The sequence below is a fragment of the Collinsella aerofaciens genome, assembly GCF_028206795.1.
Lineage (GTDB): Bacteria > Actinomycetota > Coriobacteriia > Coriobacteriales > Coriobacteriaceae > Collinsella > Collinsella aerofaciens_AX.
Window position 1 is genome coordinate 125362 of the sequence record NZ_JAQLFJ010000004.1, and the last position, 15644, is coordinate 141005.

Below are 15644 nucleotides of genomic sequence, written 5' to 3' on the forward strand. Positions count from 1 at the left end.
GCGCCTGCTGATGTGGGAGCCCGTATTTTGTTGCTATGGGGGAGGGGCTTGTCGAGAACTTCTGTAGGACCTTTGGGCAGGTTGTGAAGGGGATACGTTCGCGGGCGGCAACCGACCGCCTGCTCTGTTCGGCGCGGTTGATGGGCGGTCGGATGGTACTCTAATCGGGCTTCGAAACAGAAGTGACACATATGGAGCGCTTTAATAAATTGCAACGTTTCAATAAACAGCTTTTTGTTTAACTGCAGCTAAAACTCTGTTACGATGCAGTCCAGGCGGGTGCCGGAATGGGACTTGGGCACGCGCGAACCTACTTGAAAGGCTACTTTTATGGCTATCGAGAAGACCTTCATCATGATTAAGCCCGACGCCGTGCGCGACCGCAAGATCGGCGAGATCGTTGCTCGCATTGAGCGCAGCGGCCTTGTCATCGAGCGCATGGAGATGACCACGCTCGAGCGCGCTACCGTCGAGGAGCACTACGCCCATCTGGCCGACAAGCCCTTCTTTGGCGGTCTCTGCGACTTTATGACGAGCGGTCCGGTCGTCAAGATGGTCGTTTCCGGTCTCTCCGCTGTTGCTAAGATGCGCACCCTCATGGGCGCTACCAACCCGCTTGAGGCTGCTCCTGGTACCATCCGCGGCGACTTTGCCGTCGATGTCAACGCCAACGTGATCCACGGCTCCGACTGCCTGGAGAACGCCGAGATTGAGATCAAGCGCTTCTTTGGCTAAACCAGCTTTGACTCCTTAAAGCTGTTAGCGTGTGGCTTGGGCGCCGCGGAACTCCATCCGCGGCGCCCTTTTATTCCAAAATCTATGCAGGGGCCCGCTCGGACATGTGTTCCGAGCGGGCCCCTGCTGTTAGCTTGTGGCACTGAATAGTTTAGGCTTCGTCGACGATCTTAAGGGCGCGCGTGTGATCGATCTCGTTGAGGAGGTTAACGCGACGCTCGTGACGACCGCCCTCAAACTCGGCGTCGAGCCACTCGTCGACGATCATCTTGGCGAGCTCGGAGCCCACGACGCGGGCGCCAAAAGCGAGCACGTTGGTATTGTTGTGCATGCGGGAGAGCTTGGCGCTGAAGGGCTCGGAGCACACGACGGCGCGTACGCCCTCGACCTTGTTGGCAGCCAGGCTGATACCGACGCCGGTGCCACAGATCAGGATGCCTAGATCGACGTCGCCGTTGGCAACGGCCTTACCCACCTTGTAGCCGGCGATGGGGTAGTCAAAGCTCTCGGAGGTGTCGGTGCCAAAGTTCACGACCTCGCAGCCGCGCTCCTTCAGGTGCTCGGAGATGATGTTCTTGAGCTCGACGGCGGCGTGGTCGTTACCGATACCGATCTTCATGGATGGTTCCTCTCTGGTCTGTGCGGCTCAAATGCTAAAGGTTTTACCGCGTTCGTCTGCATGATAGCGCGACTTTTGCGTAAACGCTCGAGTGTTTTTTGGTCAAACGCTTTAGCAGGCAATAAGACCGGCTCCTTATGAATGAATGCCGCCAGTTTGTGCTTGAGCGCCGTCCGCCGGAACCATGGTTGCGGTTTTTGATGCATTGTTATCAAATAAAAGAGCTAATTATTTTCGAGAGCCCAGCCCGTTATGCAAGCAGGAGATACCTATGCCTACCGATTCCCTTCGTGATGCCGCGTTTTGCGATGTTTTGAACCGCGAGCTTGTCTGTGCACTTGGCTGCACCGAGCCCATTGCCGTTGCCTACGCAGCAGCGCTGGCGAGCCAGACGCTCGGTTGCGAACCCGATCATATGGATGTTGCCTGCTCGGGCAACATTATCAAGAACGTTAAGAGCGTGACCGTGCCCAACTCGGGCGGTATGCACGGTATTGAAGCCGCGGCCGTGCTGGGTGCCGTGGGCGGCGACGCTAAGAGCGCGCTCGAGGTGCTCGAGAGCGTTAACGATGAAGACCGCGCTCGCGTGGCCGAGCTCCTCGCCGACGCCGGCTACTGCGATGTGTCGCTTGTCGAGGGTGTGCCCAACCTCTACATCAAGGTGACTGCGACGTCCGGGGGCCATACCGCGGTCGTCGAGATTACCGATCACCACACTAATGTCACGTGCCATACGCTCGATGGTATTCCGGTATGCGGCAAGTCGGCGGGGGAGTGCGCCGCCTGCGCCGAGCGCGTGGTGGCCGAGCGTGCGGCAGATAACGCCGATACGCCCATGTCCATTGATTCCATCATCGACTTTATCGAGGACGGTGACATTGAGGGCGCCCGCGCTGCCGTTGAGCGTCAGATTGAGCTGAATGGCGCAATCAGTGCCGAGGGCCTTGCGCACGCTTGGGGCGCCGAGGTGGGCCGTACGCTGCTGGGTGCTCGTGCCGATGACGTCGCCTGCCGTGCCCGTGCCCGTGCGGCCGCCGGGTCCGACGCCCGCATGAACGGTTGCGCGCTGCCGGTCGCCATTGTGTGCGGCTCGGGCAATCAGGGCATTACCTGCGCACTGCCCGTCATGGAGTATGCCGAGTACCTGCGCTGCGACCACGAGCGCCTGGTGCGTGCCGTGATGCTGTCCGATCTCATTGCCGTGCATATCAAGAGCTACATTGGTGCGCTCTCGGCGTTTTGCGGCGCTATTTGCGCTGCGTGCGGTGCCGGTGCCGCGATTACCTGGCTGTGCGGTGGCACGCGCGAGCAAATCGGTGCGACGGTCTCCAATACGCTCGGCAATGTGGGCGGCATCGTGTGCGATGGCGCCAAGGCGAGCTGTGCCGCCAAGATCTCGGCTGCCGTCGATGCAGCGATCCTGGGCCATGATATGGCCATGCAGGGTCGCGGCTTCCGCGCCGGCGAGGGCCTGATCCAAGATACCGTTGAGCAAACAATCGCCAGTATGGGCTACGTAGGCCGCGTGGGCATGAAGGACACCGACATCGAGATCCTCAACATCATGATCGGCAAAACCCAGGTGTGCTAGTTACGCGGTTTTACCAAACCGCGTAACCAGTCGACGCTGCAAATGCCCCTAAGCGGCAATCTGCCTTTCAATCGTCGGGCATGGCCAGAAGGCCTATGCCCTCCTCTTTCAAGGCACATTGCTCGCTTAGGGGCATTTTCGCTGACTTGTGCTCAACCTGCGGCGATATTTGGTTTGGAGCGAGGGGTCCTACGACAGTTCGTCGGCTACTTGGTGTTCGTAGAAGGCTTCGATTACGGCGTTGAATTCGCGGGCGAAGTCTTCCATGGTTCCGCGCCAGGTGGCTCGGCTGGGCTTGCCTTGGCCCACAAAGGCGGTTTGGATGCCGCAATCGGGGGACGGGAAGTCGCGTTTGGGATCGTTGCCCACCATAAGGATCTCGTGTGGCTCGAGCCCCATCACCTGAAGCTGCTCTAGATAGTAGGTGGCATCGGGCTTGCAGCGGGTGGCGTTTCCCATGTGCGTCACGAGTTCAAAGGGGGCGTCGGCCAGGTCGCCCCAACCCATGCGGCACTCGATGGCCCCCTGGGGAAAGCTGGGGTTGGTAAAGAGCGCGCAGCGCAGCCCTGCGTCCTGTACGGCCTGGAGCGCGGCGTGTGCGCCCGGCATGGCGTGGGCGTTAATGATATCGTCGTTCTTGTACGGAAGAACTTCGCGGTCATAGTAGGTAAACGCCTCGTAGATGAGGGGATCGGAGAGGCAGATCCCGCATCGGCGCTCGACCTCTTCTTGGTAAAACTCAAGATTGGTGCGGTTGTCCGTGCCGCTGCGGCGATTGGCGTTGAGGTCGACCAGGATGGTGCCGAGGCGCGCCATCGTGCCACCGCGGCTGCGGCGCCCGATATCCGCGAGCATCGAAGAGACATCCTTAAAATAGCGAAGGATGAACGCGTTGAGGTTGATGCTGAGAAGCGTTTCGTCCATATCGAAAACGACTGCTTTGAGCACGCGGGCACCTTTCTCGAAAAATCGATCTAGAATCGTTGGCTCCGGATACTTTACCCCAAAGCCGAATGCCTAGCTGGTTATCGTCAAGTTGCGGAGACGTGTGTTCATAAGATTACGAAAAAGTCTCCACACGAGTAAAAAATCGCAGTTCACGCTTGAAATCGAACTCATTTCCCCGTAACCTATACGAACGTGATTGCATAAGCGTCACATTAGTATCTGTCGGCTCCCGAGTGTTCCTAAACGTTGTGTGCTTGTCGCACCCTTCTGTAGGTCCTAGCAATCGGGGCCCCGTAGTTCGAAAGGGGTCCACCTTTGAGTGAGATTCAGAACTCGTCCATTTTCTCTCTTGACGATGTCAACGAGGAGGAGATGAACAACCTCATCGACGGTACGATTACCGACTTTGATGAGGGCGATCTCGTTAACGGCACTGTCGTTAAGATCGAGCATGACGAGGTGCTCGTTGACATCGGATTCAAGTCCGAGGGCGTTATCCCGGTCCGCGAGCTGTCCATCCGCAAGGACGCTAACCCTGCAGACATCGTTGCACTCGGTGATCCCATCGAGGCTCTGGTACTCCAGAAGGAGGACAAGGACGGTCGTCTGGTCCTGTCCAAGAAGCGTGCCGAGTACGAGCGTGCTTGGAACCGCATCGAGGAGAAGTTCAACTCCGGCGAGAACGTCGAGGGCGAGGTTATCGAGGTTGTCAAGGGCGGCCTGATCCTCGACATCGGCCTGCGTGGCTTCCTGCCCGCCTCCCTCGTCGACCTCCGTCGCGTCAAGGACCTCACCTCCTACATGGGCACCCGCATCGAGGCCCGCGTCATCGAGATGGACCGCAACCGCAACAACGTCGTCCTCTCCCGTCGCGTCGTGCTCGAGGAGTCCCGTAAGGCCGAGCGCTCCGAGATCCTGTCCAAGCTCAAGTCTGGCATGCGTCTCCAGGGCACCGTTTCCTCCATCGTCGACTTCGGCGCCTTCGTCGACCTCGGTGGTATCGACGGCCTCATCCACATTTCCGAGCTCTCCTGGAACCACGTCAACCATCCTTCCGAGGTTGTCAAGGTCGGCCAGGAGGTCGAGGTCGAGGTTCTCGACGTCGATCTCAACCGCGAGCGCATCTCCCTGGGTCTCAAGCAGACCACCGAGGATCCGTGGCGCGCACTGGTCAAGAAGTACCCCGTCGGCGCTATCGTCGAGGGCACTGTGACCAAGCTTGTCCCGTTCGGCGCTTTCGTCGATCTGGGCGAGGGCATCGAGGGCCTGGTGCACATCTCCGAGATGGCCAACAAGCACGTCGATCAGCCTTCTCAGGTCACCCACGTGGGCGACAAGGTTCAGGTCAAGGTCATGGAGATCGACCTCGACCGTCGTCGTATCTCCCTGTCCATGAAGTCCGCTGCTGAGACTCTGGGCGTCGAGATCGAGGTTACCCCGCTGCCTTCCGAGAAGAAGGACGAGGAGACCGACGCCGAGTAAATCGGTTTGACGATCACTTGTTTTAAGGGATCCGTCCGCAATGGACGGGTCCTTTTTTTCATTTGCTGCTGAGGTGCGCGATGCTGCCCGGGCTGTCCACAGGCTATTGGGTTGTCAGTGCATGAAAAATGCCGACATCCCGCCTCGGGGAGGAGGCGGGAACACACCGAGTAGACGGAGGGGTGTGGAGCGCGGTCGCGTCTCGACTGACGACGTTGCCCATCGACAGGACCATTGTAGCGCATGGCGGTTCTTGGTTTATCGTGTCGAGCGTTTGCGTTGTGCCATTGCCTGCGGCAACGGTGTGTTACACTCTTGCACTGCTGAGTGGGCCAGACGGTCGCGCGATGTGCTGCTTGCAGCACGCGTGAGGAAAGTCCGGGCTCCAGAGGGCGGGATGCCGGCTAACGGCCGGGCGGAGTGATCCGACGGAAAGCGCCGCAGAAAAGAAGACTCCCACCTGCGCCGCAAGGCGTAAAGGGAAAAGCTGAAACGGTGGTGTAAGAGACCACCAGCGTCGTGGTAACACGGCGGCTTGGCAAGCCCCATCCGGAGCAAGCGCGAATAGGAACGCTATGGGCCGGCCCGGTCCGCGTTCGGGTAGCGTGCGTGGAACTGCACGGTAACGTGCAGACAAGATAAATGACCGTTCACGACAGAACCCGGCTTATCGGCCCACTCAGCACTTTGTTGACGCTGCGAACCCGTCAGCGCGGCAATCTGCCTTTCAAGCCTTCGGGCATGACCATAAGGTCAATGCCCTTGTCTTTCAAGGCACCTTGCTCGCGCTGACGGGTTTTCGCTGTTGGTGACGGTATCATTGGCGTTTCCGTTCTTGTTGGCGAGGTCAACGGTGCTGTCTTTGCCGTATTATTGAGGCTGTTTGTTGCTGCGCTTTATTTTGTTGAGGGGCTTTGTTGGACAGCTATTTTACTCTGCAATCGAATATTGAGGTTTCGGGCGAATTTGTGGACCGCAAGAGCCGGTTTATTGCCCAGCTGGTCCATATTGAGTCCGAGGATGAGGCGAATGCCTTTATCGAGACCGTTCGCAAACGTCATTACGACGCTCGACACAATGTTCCCGCGTGGATTTTGGTCGATGGACGCGAGCGTCAAAGCGATGACGGTGAGCCGAGCCGCACGAGCGGTATGCCGACGCTCGAGGTGTTGCGCGGCGCGGGGCTCAAAAATGTTTGCTGCGTAGTGACGCGCTATTTTGGTGGCACGCTGTTGGGGCCTGGTGGCTTGGTACGCGCCTATACCGCGGCGACGCAAGCGGCGGTGGCCGCGGCTCGGGAGGCCGGGCAGATCGTCGAGATGACGAGCGTCGTGCCTGTTGACGTGCATGTGGCCTATCCGCAGTATGAGCAGGTGCTTCGCTTGGCGCAGGATTCGGGTGCCAAGGTTTCGGATACCGATTACGCGGATGCCGTGACACTTCACTTGGTGTTTAAGGCGGGGGAGCAGGAGTCTTTTTGCGCCAGGATGCGCGAGCTTATGGCGGGGCGCGAGGAGATCGAGGTCGGTGCTCCCGTATTTGCCGAGTTCTAACGGCGACGGCCGGCGTGCTTTTGGATGGATCCCAAGCGCGCCGGCCGTCGTTTTTCTGTGCTGCCGTTTACTCGGCGAGCTGCTTTAGTACATCACAGGCGATTTCGACGGCATCGTCGATGCAGCCGGGGCAGCTGCGAAGCGGACCCTTGTCCGATCCGATGCCCTTGAGCGTGCCGCAGACGGTCGTCGTGTTCTTCTCGCCAAAACGCTTGGCGATTTCGCGCGACAGCTTGTAGGTCTGGCCCTTGGTCTTGGGGTTTTCCATGCCGTCGCTCATCACGAAGCCCATGATGGCCACGGCGCCCGAGATGGCGCCGCAGGTTTCGGTCATGCCGCCCATGCCGGCACCAAAGCCCTCGGTGAGGGTAAAGGCGATCTGGGGGTCGAGTCCGACGGCAGGCGCGAGGGTGCAGGCGACGGCCTGGGCGCAGTTAAAGCCGCGGGCGTGGTATTCGGCAGCCTGAGCCTGACAGGCGTTGATGTCGAGCTGGGCCGTATCGATTTGCTTCATCGTTGTCTCCTTGGTTACGGTGTACTCGCCTATGGTACCCGTGACGGTGCATGTAATCATCGAGAGCTTCATGTATGCCTCATTTTTATCTATCGAGCAAATGCCCAAGGCTTGAGATAAAACCCTTGATTAATTAGTCCCATAACCTACCTTTGGGATGGGTTGAGAGGGGTGCAGGGTAGCGGTATCGTGAACCGAATAAAACTAAAACCCAGGCAAGGGAGCAAGATATGAGCGAGCAGACTATCGGTACCACATGTGTTCAGGGCGGCTACCGCCCGGGTGACGCGGAGCCGCGCCAGGTGCCTATCTACCAGTCCACCACGTGGAAGTATGATACGTCCGAGCATATGGGCAAGCTGTTTGACCTGGAGGAGTCCGGTTACTTCTACAGCCGCCTGCAGAACCCCACGTGCGATCTGGTTGCTGCCAAGATCTGCGAGATGGAGGGCGGCACCGCTGCGATGCTCACGAGCTCGGGCATGGCTGCGAACTTCCTCGCCATCTTTAACGTCGCCGGTGCCGGTGATCACGTGGTTGCGTGCTCTGCCATCTACGGCGGCACCTACAACCTGCTGGCTCACACTATGGGCCGCATGGGCCTGACCTGCACGTTCGTCGCACCCGACTGCACCGATGAGGAGCTGGAGGCCGCTTTCCAGCCCAATACCAAGCTCGTCTTTGGCGAGACCATCGCTAACCCCGCGCTTGCCGTGCTCGATATTGAGCGCTTTGCCAAGGCCGCGCACGACCACGGCGTGCCGCTGATGGTCGACAACACCTTCCCGACGCCCGTGATGTGCCGTCCCTTTGAGTGGGGCGCCGACATCGTCACGCATTCCACCACCAAGTACATGGATGGTCACGCGGCCTACCTGGGCGGCGTGATCGTTGATCACGGTCAGTTTGACTGGATGGCCCATGCGGACAAGTTCCCGGGTCTCACCACGCCCGACGAGAGCTACCACGGCGTGACCTATGCCGAGAAGTTCGGCCGCGAGGGCGCCTTTATTACCAAGGCTACCGCGCAGCTCATGCGCGACCTCGGCCCCATGCAGAACCCGCAGGCGGCGTTCTTCCTGAACAGCTCGCTCGAGAGCCTGCACGTGCGTATGCCGCGCCATTGCGAGAACGGTCTGGCGGTCGCCAAGTTCCTGCAGGGCCACCCCAAAGTGCGCTTCGTGAGCTATCCGGGCCTAGAGGGCGACAAGTACTACGACATGGCTCAGAAGTACATGCCCAACGGTACCTGCGGCGTCGTGAGCTTTGGCTTTACCGGTGGTCGTGCGGCGGCCGAGACCTTTATGAAGAGTCTTAAGCTCGCCCAGATTGCCACGCACGTGGCCGATGCCCGCACCTGCTGCCTGCACCCGGCAAACGCCACCCATCGCCAGATGAACGACGAGGAGCTCATCGCCTGCGGCATCTCCGCCGATATGGTGCGCCTGTCGTGCGGCCTTGAGGATACGGCCGATTTGATTGCCGACCTTGAGCAGGCACTCGAGCAGTGCTAGGCTAGCGTGCGTGCGAGGCGTGGGACGGCTTTTCGGCTGACGACGTCCTCATAGTTCCGATTCCGTAGGCGGGACCCCGATCGTGTCCGTTTGTAGGCGATTGGGGTCCCGTTTTTGCGTTGCACGATAGAAAGGATATACATGGAGAAAACTGCCGAGCAGCTGCGCCGCGAACACATTGCCCTAGAGGGCGACACCCACGGTAAGAATAAATGGGCGATTCTGTTCACCGTGCTCGTCATGACCTTTATGGCGTGTCTGGATGCGAGCATCGTGACGGTGGCGCTCCCAGTGATGCAAAAGGAGCTGGGGGTGGGTCTCGACCGCATTCAGCTCGTGAGCTCGGTGTATCTGCTCGCGACGTGCGTCGCCATGCTGCCGTTTGGCCGCTTGGGCGATGTGCGCGGCAAGGTGAATGTGTTCCAGCTTGGTGTAATCGTCTTTACGGGTGGCTCGTTGCTTTGCGGGCTTTCGGCTTCGCTCGAGGTGCTTATCTTGGCGCGTTCCGTGCAGGGCATTGGCTGTGCCGCCGCGATGGCCAACAATATGGGCATCATCACCGAGTCGTTTCCGGCGCGTGAGCGCGGCCGTGCCATGGGCATTCTGGCGACCTTTGTGGCTCTTGGCATGATGTGCGGCCCCGTGCTCGGCGGCGTGCTGGTGGCGAGCTTTCCCTGGGAGAGCATCTTCCTTATCAATCTGCCCATTGGCGTAATCTCGTTTATCGTGGGACTCTATACGCTGCCGCATGTGAAGCCGGAGGCTGGCGAACGCCCTATGCCGTTGACAGAGGCGGCGCGTCGCTGCTTTGCGAGCTCGGCTTTCACGATTAACCTGGCTTGCATGCTTATCGTGTTCGTGGGTATCGGTGCCTCCGAGTTTGTGCTGCCGTTCTACTTTCAGGATGCCCACGGCTTTAGCTCCGATATCTCCGGCCTGTTGTTTTTGGCGATGCCGGTCGTGAATGCCTTTGTGGGCCCGCTTTCGGGCTCGGTGTCCGACCGTGTTGGTTGTGAAGCGCCCACGGCCGTTGGCCTGGGCGTGTACGTGTGCGGTCTCTTTGCGGTGAGCACGCTTGACGAGCACTCTTCCATCTTGATGATTGTGTGCTGCGTCGCGTTTATGTCGTGCGGCACGTCGATCTTCCAGAGTCCCAATAATTCGCTGTATATGGGTTCGGCTCCGCGTGAGGCGCTTGGCTTTGCGGGCAGCTTGAGCAGCTTGGCGCGCTATGCGGGCATAGCGCTGGGTATTACGGCGGCGTCGCGCATCCTGTATGGACAGACGAGCGCGGCGATGGGCAAGACGGTCACGAGCTATGTGGCGGGTCGTCCGGACGTGTTCCTCTTTGGCTTCCGTTTGGTATTCTACGTGCTGATGGCCGTTGCTACCGTGGGCTTTGCGCTCACATTGGTACGTTTGGTGAGGACGCGCACCCGGCATTAGCGTGTTGGGAGGCTGTCTGCCACGAATCGGGCCTATCTACTGGTCTTGCAGCTTTATGGTGCGATGTGGCTTGTGGGGCGGGCGGGGGTCGGTCCGTGGTAGACTATCGAACAACGTTTATTAATCGCGCGGTATCGTTGCCGCGAGAAGGGGTTGCGCCATGCAGGAGCTTGAGGATCGTATTCGCCATGACGGCATCGTAAAGGCCGGTAACGTCCTTAAGGTTGATGCCTTCCTCAACCACCAGTGCGACGTTGAGCTGTTCGACCACATGGGTGCCGAGTGGGCCCGTCTGTTCGAGGGTGTCGAGATCAACAAGATCCTGACGATCGAGGCTTCGGGCATTGGTATGGCCTGCATCGCGGCTCAGCATTTTGGCGGCGTGCCGGTGGTCTTTGCCAAGAAGGCCCAGTCCATCAACCTTGACGGCGAGCAGTATGCCACGACCATCTATTCCTTTACCAAGCAGAAGGAGTACCCGGTTATCGTGGGTAAGCGTTTCCTGTCCGAGGGCGATAAGGTCCTGATTATCGACGACTTCCTGGCCAACGGCTGCGCGCTTGAGGGCCTTATTAAGATCTGCGAGGCTGCGGGCGCCGAGGTTGCCGGCATCGGTATTGCGGTGGAGAAGGGCTTCCAGGGCGGCGGCGATAAGCTCCGCGAGCGCGGCTTCCGCGTTGAGAGCCTGGCCCGTATCGCCGAAATGGACTGCGAGAACGGCGAGATCACGTTCGCCTAGGCGCGCAGCACAAGCGATTGGTATGCGATGTGACAAAGGGACTGTCCCTTTGTCACATTTTTTGTATGAGGGGAGGTATTGATATGGATGAGAACAAGATGGGATGGCGCGAGTATGCGCGCTATGCCGAGATGTCGGTCGAGGAGCTGGCACGCGATTGCGAGGTGCAGGTGTTTCGCGCGACGGGTCCGGGCGGACAGGGCGTGAACACGACGGACTCGGCGGTGCGCATGAAGCATGGGCCCACGGGGATTGTCGTGACGGCGCGTGAGAGCCGCAGTCAGTTTCAGAATCGCAGCTGCTGTCTGCGTAAGCTGAGGGCAGAGCTTGAGCGTCGCGGGCGTCCACCGCGCCGACGCGTAAAGACCAAGGTGCCTCAGCGATCGCGCCAGCGCAGGCTCAACGACAAGCACTTCAACGCTATCAAAAAGGCCAACCGTCGCAAACTGGGCAGCGACGAATGATCTTCTCAATACGTTGCGGTGAAATAGGGACTGTTTTGCGGTTTTTGCTGCATAAACAGTCCCTATTTCACCGCAACTTAGGTGGGGTTAGCGGGTGGGGTGCCAGACGTGGAGGGCGCCGGCGAGGATGTCGACCTCGATGCGCGAGGCGACGATGGGCTCGCCGTCGGCCTGGATGGGGTAGTCGGGCTCCTCAAAGGTAAGCTCAGCATGGCGACAGCGGCGCATGCGAACCGGTGGCAGCTTGGTGTGGTGGCCGTCTTTGGCCGAAAGGAACATAGGCAGGGCTACCGCGCGAGGGACGGGGCCGCAGGCGTAGCAGACGTCGAATATACCGTCACAGGGGTCGGCGTCGGGACAGATGCGATAACCCGATCCATAGGTAGGGCCCAGCTGAATCGCCATGATGATCGCCCTCACGCGCTCGGCAGGCGTCCCGTCAAAGCTGACTGTCATGGGGTAGTTGCGATAGCGTAGGCCAAACTGCTCAAGTCCCGAGAGGGTGTAGAGCGGCGCGCCTGTCAAGCCGGTCTTTTTGCGCAGCTCGGTGGTGCCCAGGCCGATGGCGGCATCGATGCCGACCGAAAGCGTCTGGTCGTAGTACTCAACGGTAGCCTCGCCGCTGCCGCTTGCAGGGCTCCACGAGCGAATGCGCCCGACGTCCTGACGCTGCAGCTCGCAGGTGAGCAGCGCGCCAAAATCCTTGCCGGAGAAATCGTCGATGTCGAGCGTCTGGGCAAAATCGTTGCCGGAGCCCACGGGCAGGACGGCAAGAGCGGGGCGGGCGTCCTCCTCTTGCGTCATAAGCCCGTTGACGACCTCGTGGATCACGCCATCGCCGCCAAGGGCGATAACGGTGCGATAGCCCTGAGCCTGTGCGGCAAGTCCCTTGGCATGTCCCATGCGCTCGGTTAGCATCAGGTCAAACTGGGATGCGCGTGCAGTCATGTCCAAAAAGCGCTGCAGGCGCTCGGCAACTTCATGCGCCGCACCCGACTGGGCGGCTGGGTTGGCGATGATGAGCGTGCGACCAAAATCAGTTGCGTGCATGGGGTGACTCCCGGCGTATGACGTGACGGTGCGGTCGCGCTCAGGTCGAATTGCCCCCGATTGTGGCTGCACGGCGAATATTTACGTCTACTCTATCAGGTCGTTGTGGCGCTCGATAGCATCCGCTACCGTACCGCCCTCATCCACAATAAGCGAACGGCGCTTGGGTGAGATGATGCGCTGGGCGGGGTACACGCCACGGTGTCCGCCGGTTAGGTAGCTGATAAAGGCCACGATGACAAAGAACCCGGCGGCCGTGCCGTGGAACAGGTCGATGGCCATCATGCAGGTGGTGATGGGCACGTTGAGGCCGGCGCAGAACACGCCGAGCATGCCTAACGCCGCCAGAAAGCTGGGGTCGATTCCGACGAGGCAACCGATCCAGCCGCCGAGTGCCGCACCGATGCCAAACAGGGGCGTGACCTCGCCGCCTTGGAAGCCGGCGCCCAGGGTGAGGGCCGTAACCACGAGCTTGATGGCTGCGTCCGCCAGGGTGGTGTTGCCGGCGAACCCGGCGCCTGAGAGCCAGGTGGCAAGGCCGGCATACTTCCAGGCGTCGAGCATCGCGTAGGCCGCGAGCACCACGAGCGCACCCACGAGCGCGCGAACGAGGTAATTGGTGATAATGTGACCGTACAGGCTCTTGACGGTTCGAACCGACCAGGCAAAGAGGCGTGCCGTCAGACCGAAGATAATGGCGCTGATAACAACGATGACGACCGTTTTGGGCGTCATAGCGGGAACGCTGGCGATGACATTCGCTTCGTACTCGGTACCCAGGGCGAGTGATGTAAAGTAGCCGGTAAACGAGGCGACCAAGCAGTAGATGCCCGCGGTGTAGTCGATTTTGCCGATAAAGCACATCTCCATGCCAAAGAAAGCCCCGGCAAGGGGCGAGCCGAATACGGCGCCAAAGGCCGACGAGATGCCGGCGAGCATGAGGTCGTGGTGGTCATGCTTTTTGAGGTGGGCGAGGCTCGAGATGTTGCTGGCGATGGTGCCGCCAATCTGCACCGCAGCTCCCTCGCGACCGGCCGATCCGCCCGTTAGGTGCGTGAGCGTGGAGCAGACGAAGGTGAGGACGGCCATGCGCATATGGATGAGGCGTGTGCCCAGAGCGGAGTCGATGACCAGGTTGTTACCGCGTTTGGCGGCAAGACCGTGGTTTTTGTACACCCATGCGGTGGCAACGCCCACAACGGGAAGCAGCGCGTAAATCCACGCATGGTGCTCGCGATAGTCGGTCGCGATATTCAACGAGGCCAAAAACGCCCAAGCGGCAACGCCCATGGCGAGCGAGACGATGACGACGAGTACGAGCAACTTGGCGCTCGCGAGTAGGTTGCGGACGTTGCGGCGCGTGTCGGCAGCCAAGAGATGCTCGGAGCGGGTGAGCTGATGCCTGCCTGCCATGATGACGTCGTTCAGGGAGAAAAAGCCGCCGTCGTCGAGCGGCTGGGGATGATCCTGCGCTTCGTTTGCGCTTTCGGGTTTGTCGTTATGAGCCATACGTTCCTCTTTTAGGTTGCAACGCAAGCATTATAAAACGCGGTAAACGCGACGAGCCGGTGGGTTGGTTTCCATTCTGTTTCGCGGCCTGCAACCGACAGGTGTATTTGCGGGTACAGGCCAAGTCGCGGCCGCGCGTCGGGGGATTATACTGAGACAAGCATAAAGAATCGGCGCCCCTGTTGTGCGCCGTGGCATTAAGAGGTGCATATGGCAGAGAAACTCATTCCGCTGGAGGACGCGCAGTCGATTGTTCTGTCGCACGTTGTTCCGACCGATCTCGTCGAGATTCCCGTGTGGCAGGCCGCCGGTCTTCCCTTGGCCGAGGATACCGTGGCCGATATCGATATCTCGCCGTTTGCCAACAGCGCTATGGACGGATATGCCGTACGCGTCGCTGATCTTGTCACGGCGTCAACCGATGCGCCGGTGACGCTTTCCGTTGTCGGGCACGAGGCGGCGGGTCACGTGTTTGAGGGCACGATCGGCGCGGGCGAGACGGTGCGTATCATGACGGGTGCGCCGGTGCCGGAGGGCGCTGATGCCGTGGTGAAGTACGAGATCGTCGAGGTTCTTGACGGCGATGGCAACGAGGGCTCGCACGTGTGCTTTTCGGCACCGGTAAAGGTAGGGGAGAATGTTCGCTCTGCCGCCGAGGAGGCCCATGTCGGAGATGTCGTGATGCACACCGGCGAGGTTGTGGCTCCGGCGGGTGCGGGCCTGCTGGCAAGCGCCGGATACGCGAGCGTGAAGGTGCACGCCGCGCCTCGCGTGGGCATCATCTCGCTGGGTACGGAGCTGGTTTCGCCAAGTGAGGTGCCGGCGCGTGGTCAGATTCGCGATTCCAATTCGTCAGCGCTGATGGCAGAGGCGCTCGATGCTGGCGCCGAGCCTGTGTTCTATGGCATTGCGCCCGACGACGAGCGGACGATATCCGAGCTCGTGCACCGCGCGGTGCGCGAGTGCGATTTTGTCATTACGAGCGGTGGCGCCTCGGCCGGAGACTGCGATTACGTGACGGCGCTTGTCCAGCGTGAAGGCGAGGTCCTGTTCGACCGCATCTCGATGCGCCCCGGCAAGGCCATCACGTTTGGCCTGCTCGGCGGCAAACCGTATCTGGGGCTTTCGGGCAATCCGGCAGCGGCGTACGTGGGTTTTGAAATGCTCGCGCGCCCGGCGATTCGCAAGATGCGTGGCTTTGCCGTGGGTGCGCGTCCCGTGCAGCAGGCGACGCTCACGCACGGCGTGAAAAAGCGCCAGGACCGACGCTTCTTCGATCGCGCCACGGTTTTGCGCGACCCCGAGACCGGTGAGCTGTTGGTGACCGAGGCCAAGACGCAGAATTCGGCGCTGCTCGGCACGATGCAGCGGTCCAACTGCCTGCTGCGTATTGACGAAGGACCGTGCGAGCTCAAGGCGGGCGACGTCGTGGGTGTCGTGCGTGTCGACCTGCCCGAGGGCACGGTGTTGTAGGAGGAAG

The 15644-nt window shown here is 60.3% G+C and carries 13 protein-coding genes, 1 other RNA gene and 1 pseudogene; 10 read left to right on the forward strand and 5 right to left on the reverse strand.

The window, feature by feature from the left end:
* Positions 1 to 330: 330 nt before the first annotated feature.
* Positions 331 to 735, forward strand: a complete 405-nt coding sequence (gene ndk / locus PMX70_RS03820; protein ID WP_035138006.1) for a nucleoside-diphosphate kinase — start codon at positions 331 to 333, stop codon at positions 733 to 735.
* Between the two features lie 151 nt (positions 736 to 886).
* Here the strand turns inward: ndk and rpiB are convergent, their stop codons facing one another.
* Positions 887 to 1354 carry a ribose 5-phosphate isomerase B gene (gene rpiB, locus PMX70_RS03825; RefSeq protein WP_117762860.1) on the reverse strand — a complete coding sequence of 156 codons (468 nt, stop codon included), beginning with the start codon at positions 1352 to 1354 and terminating at the stop codon, positions 887 to 889.
* A gap of 271 nt (positions 1355 to 1625) precedes the next feature.
* On the opposite strand from rpiB, the gene PMX70_RS03830 reads away from it, so the two are divergent.
* The gene (locus tag PMX70_RS03830) at positions 1626 to 2945 is read left to right on the forward strand and encodes an L-cysteine desulfidase family protein (RefSeq protein WP_271742929.1); all 1320 of its coding nucleotides are present in this window, start codon (positions 1626 to 1628) and stop codon (positions 2943 to 2945) included.
* Positions 2946 to 3134: 189 nt separating this feature from the next.
* On the opposite strand, the gene PMX70_RS03835 is transcribed toward PMX70_RS03830, so the two are convergent.
* Positions 3135 to 3893 (reverse strand): HAD family hydrolase, encoded by a 759-nt coding sequence (locus PMX70_RS03835; protein WP_271742930.1) that lies wholly within the window; start codon positions 3891 to 3893, stop codon positions 3135 to 3137.
* 315 nt (positions 3894 to 4208) lie between these two features.
* Here PMX70_RS03835 and rpsA point away from each other — a divergent pair, with 315 nt between their 5' ends.
* From rpsA to PMX70_RS03850, 3 genes are all read left to right on the forward strand, one after another.
* Positions 4209 to 5375 (forward strand): 30S ribosomal protein S1, encoded by a 1167-nt coding sequence (gene rpsA, locus PMX70_RS03840; protein ID WP_022095232.1) that lies wholly within the window; start codon positions 4209 to 4211, stop codon positions 5373 to 5375.
* Between the two features lie 324 nt (positions 5376 to 5699).
* Positions 5700 to 6061, forward strand: an RNA gene (gene rnpB, locus PMX70_RS03845) — RNase P RNA component class A.
* Between the two features lie 228 nt (positions 6062 to 6289).
* The gene (locus PMX70_RS03850) at positions 6290 to 6928 is read left to right on the forward strand and encodes a YigZ family protein (RefSeq protein WP_192923900.1); all 639 of its coding nucleotides are present in this window, start codon (positions 6290 to 6292) and stop codon (positions 6926 to 6928) included.
* Between the two features lie 67 nt (positions 6929 to 6995).
* Here PMX70_RS03850 and PMX70_RS03855 read toward each other — a convergent pair whose 3' ends face one another.
* Entirely contained in the window at positions 6996 to 7442 is a 447-nt protein-coding gene (locus tag PMX70_RS03855) for a C-GCAxxG-C-C family protein (RefSeq protein ID WP_229089678.1), read from the reverse strand.
* A 230-nt stretch (positions 7443 to 7672) separates the two neighbouring features.
* Between PMX70_RS03855 and PMX70_RS03860 the strand changes: the two genes are divergently transcribed.
* The 4 genes and pseudogenes from PMX70_RS03860 to PMX70_RS03875 all read left to right on the forward strand — a co-directional run.
* Positions 7673 to 8956 (forward strand): O-acetylhomoserine aminocarboxypropyltransferase/cysteine synthase family protein, encoded by a 1284-nt coding sequence (locus PMX70_RS03860; protein WP_195620594.1) that lies wholly within the window; start codon positions 7673 to 7675, stop codon positions 8954 to 8956.
* A 141-nt stretch (positions 8957 to 9097) separates the two neighbouring features.
* Complete coding sequence (locus PMX70_RS03865; protein WP_271742931.1) at positions 9098 to 10402, forward strand: MFS transporter; 1305 nt, start codon at positions 9098 to 9100, stop codon at positions 10400 to 10402.
* 160 nt (positions 10403 to 10562) lie between these two features.
* Positions 10563 to 11141 carry a xanthine phosphoribosyltransferase gene (locus tag PMX70_RS03870; protein ID WP_117758705.1) on the forward strand — a complete coding sequence of 193 codons (579 nt, stop codon included), beginning with the start codon at positions 10563 to 10565 and terminating at the stop codon, positions 11139 to 11141.
* A gap of 152 nt (positions 11142 to 11293) precedes the next feature.
* Positions 11294 to 11605: pseudogene (locus tag PMX70_RS03875) on the forward strand (peptide chain release factor family protein); the annotation flags it as partial.
* An 87-nt stretch (positions 11606 to 11692) separates the two neighbouring features.
* Here the strand turns inward: PMX70_RS03875 and PMX70_RS03880 are convergent.
* Positions 11693 to 12655 carry a diacylglycerol/lipid kinase family protein gene (locus PMX70_RS03880; RefSeq protein WP_271742932.1) on the reverse strand — a complete coding sequence of 321 codons (963 nt, stop codon included), beginning with the start codon at positions 12653 to 12655 and terminating at the stop codon, positions 11693 to 11695.
* Positions 12656 to 12742: 87 nt separating this feature from the next.
* Positions 12743 to 14164, reverse strand: coding sequence for a chloride channel protein (locus PMX70_RS03885; RefSeq protein WP_271742933.1), 1422 nt, complete (start codon positions 14162 to 14164; stop codon positions 12743 to 12745).
* Between the two features lie 210 nt (positions 14165 to 14374).
* Here PMX70_RS03885 and PMX70_RS03890 point away from each other — a divergent pair, with 210 nt between their 5' ends.
* The gene (locus tag PMX70_RS03890) at positions 14375 to 15637 is read left to right on the forward strand and encodes a molybdopterin molybdotransferase MoeA (protein WP_271742934.1); all 1263 of its coding nucleotides are present in this window, start codon (positions 14375 to 14377) and stop codon (positions 15635 to 15637) included.
* Positions 15638 to 15644 lie beyond the last annotated feature (7 nt).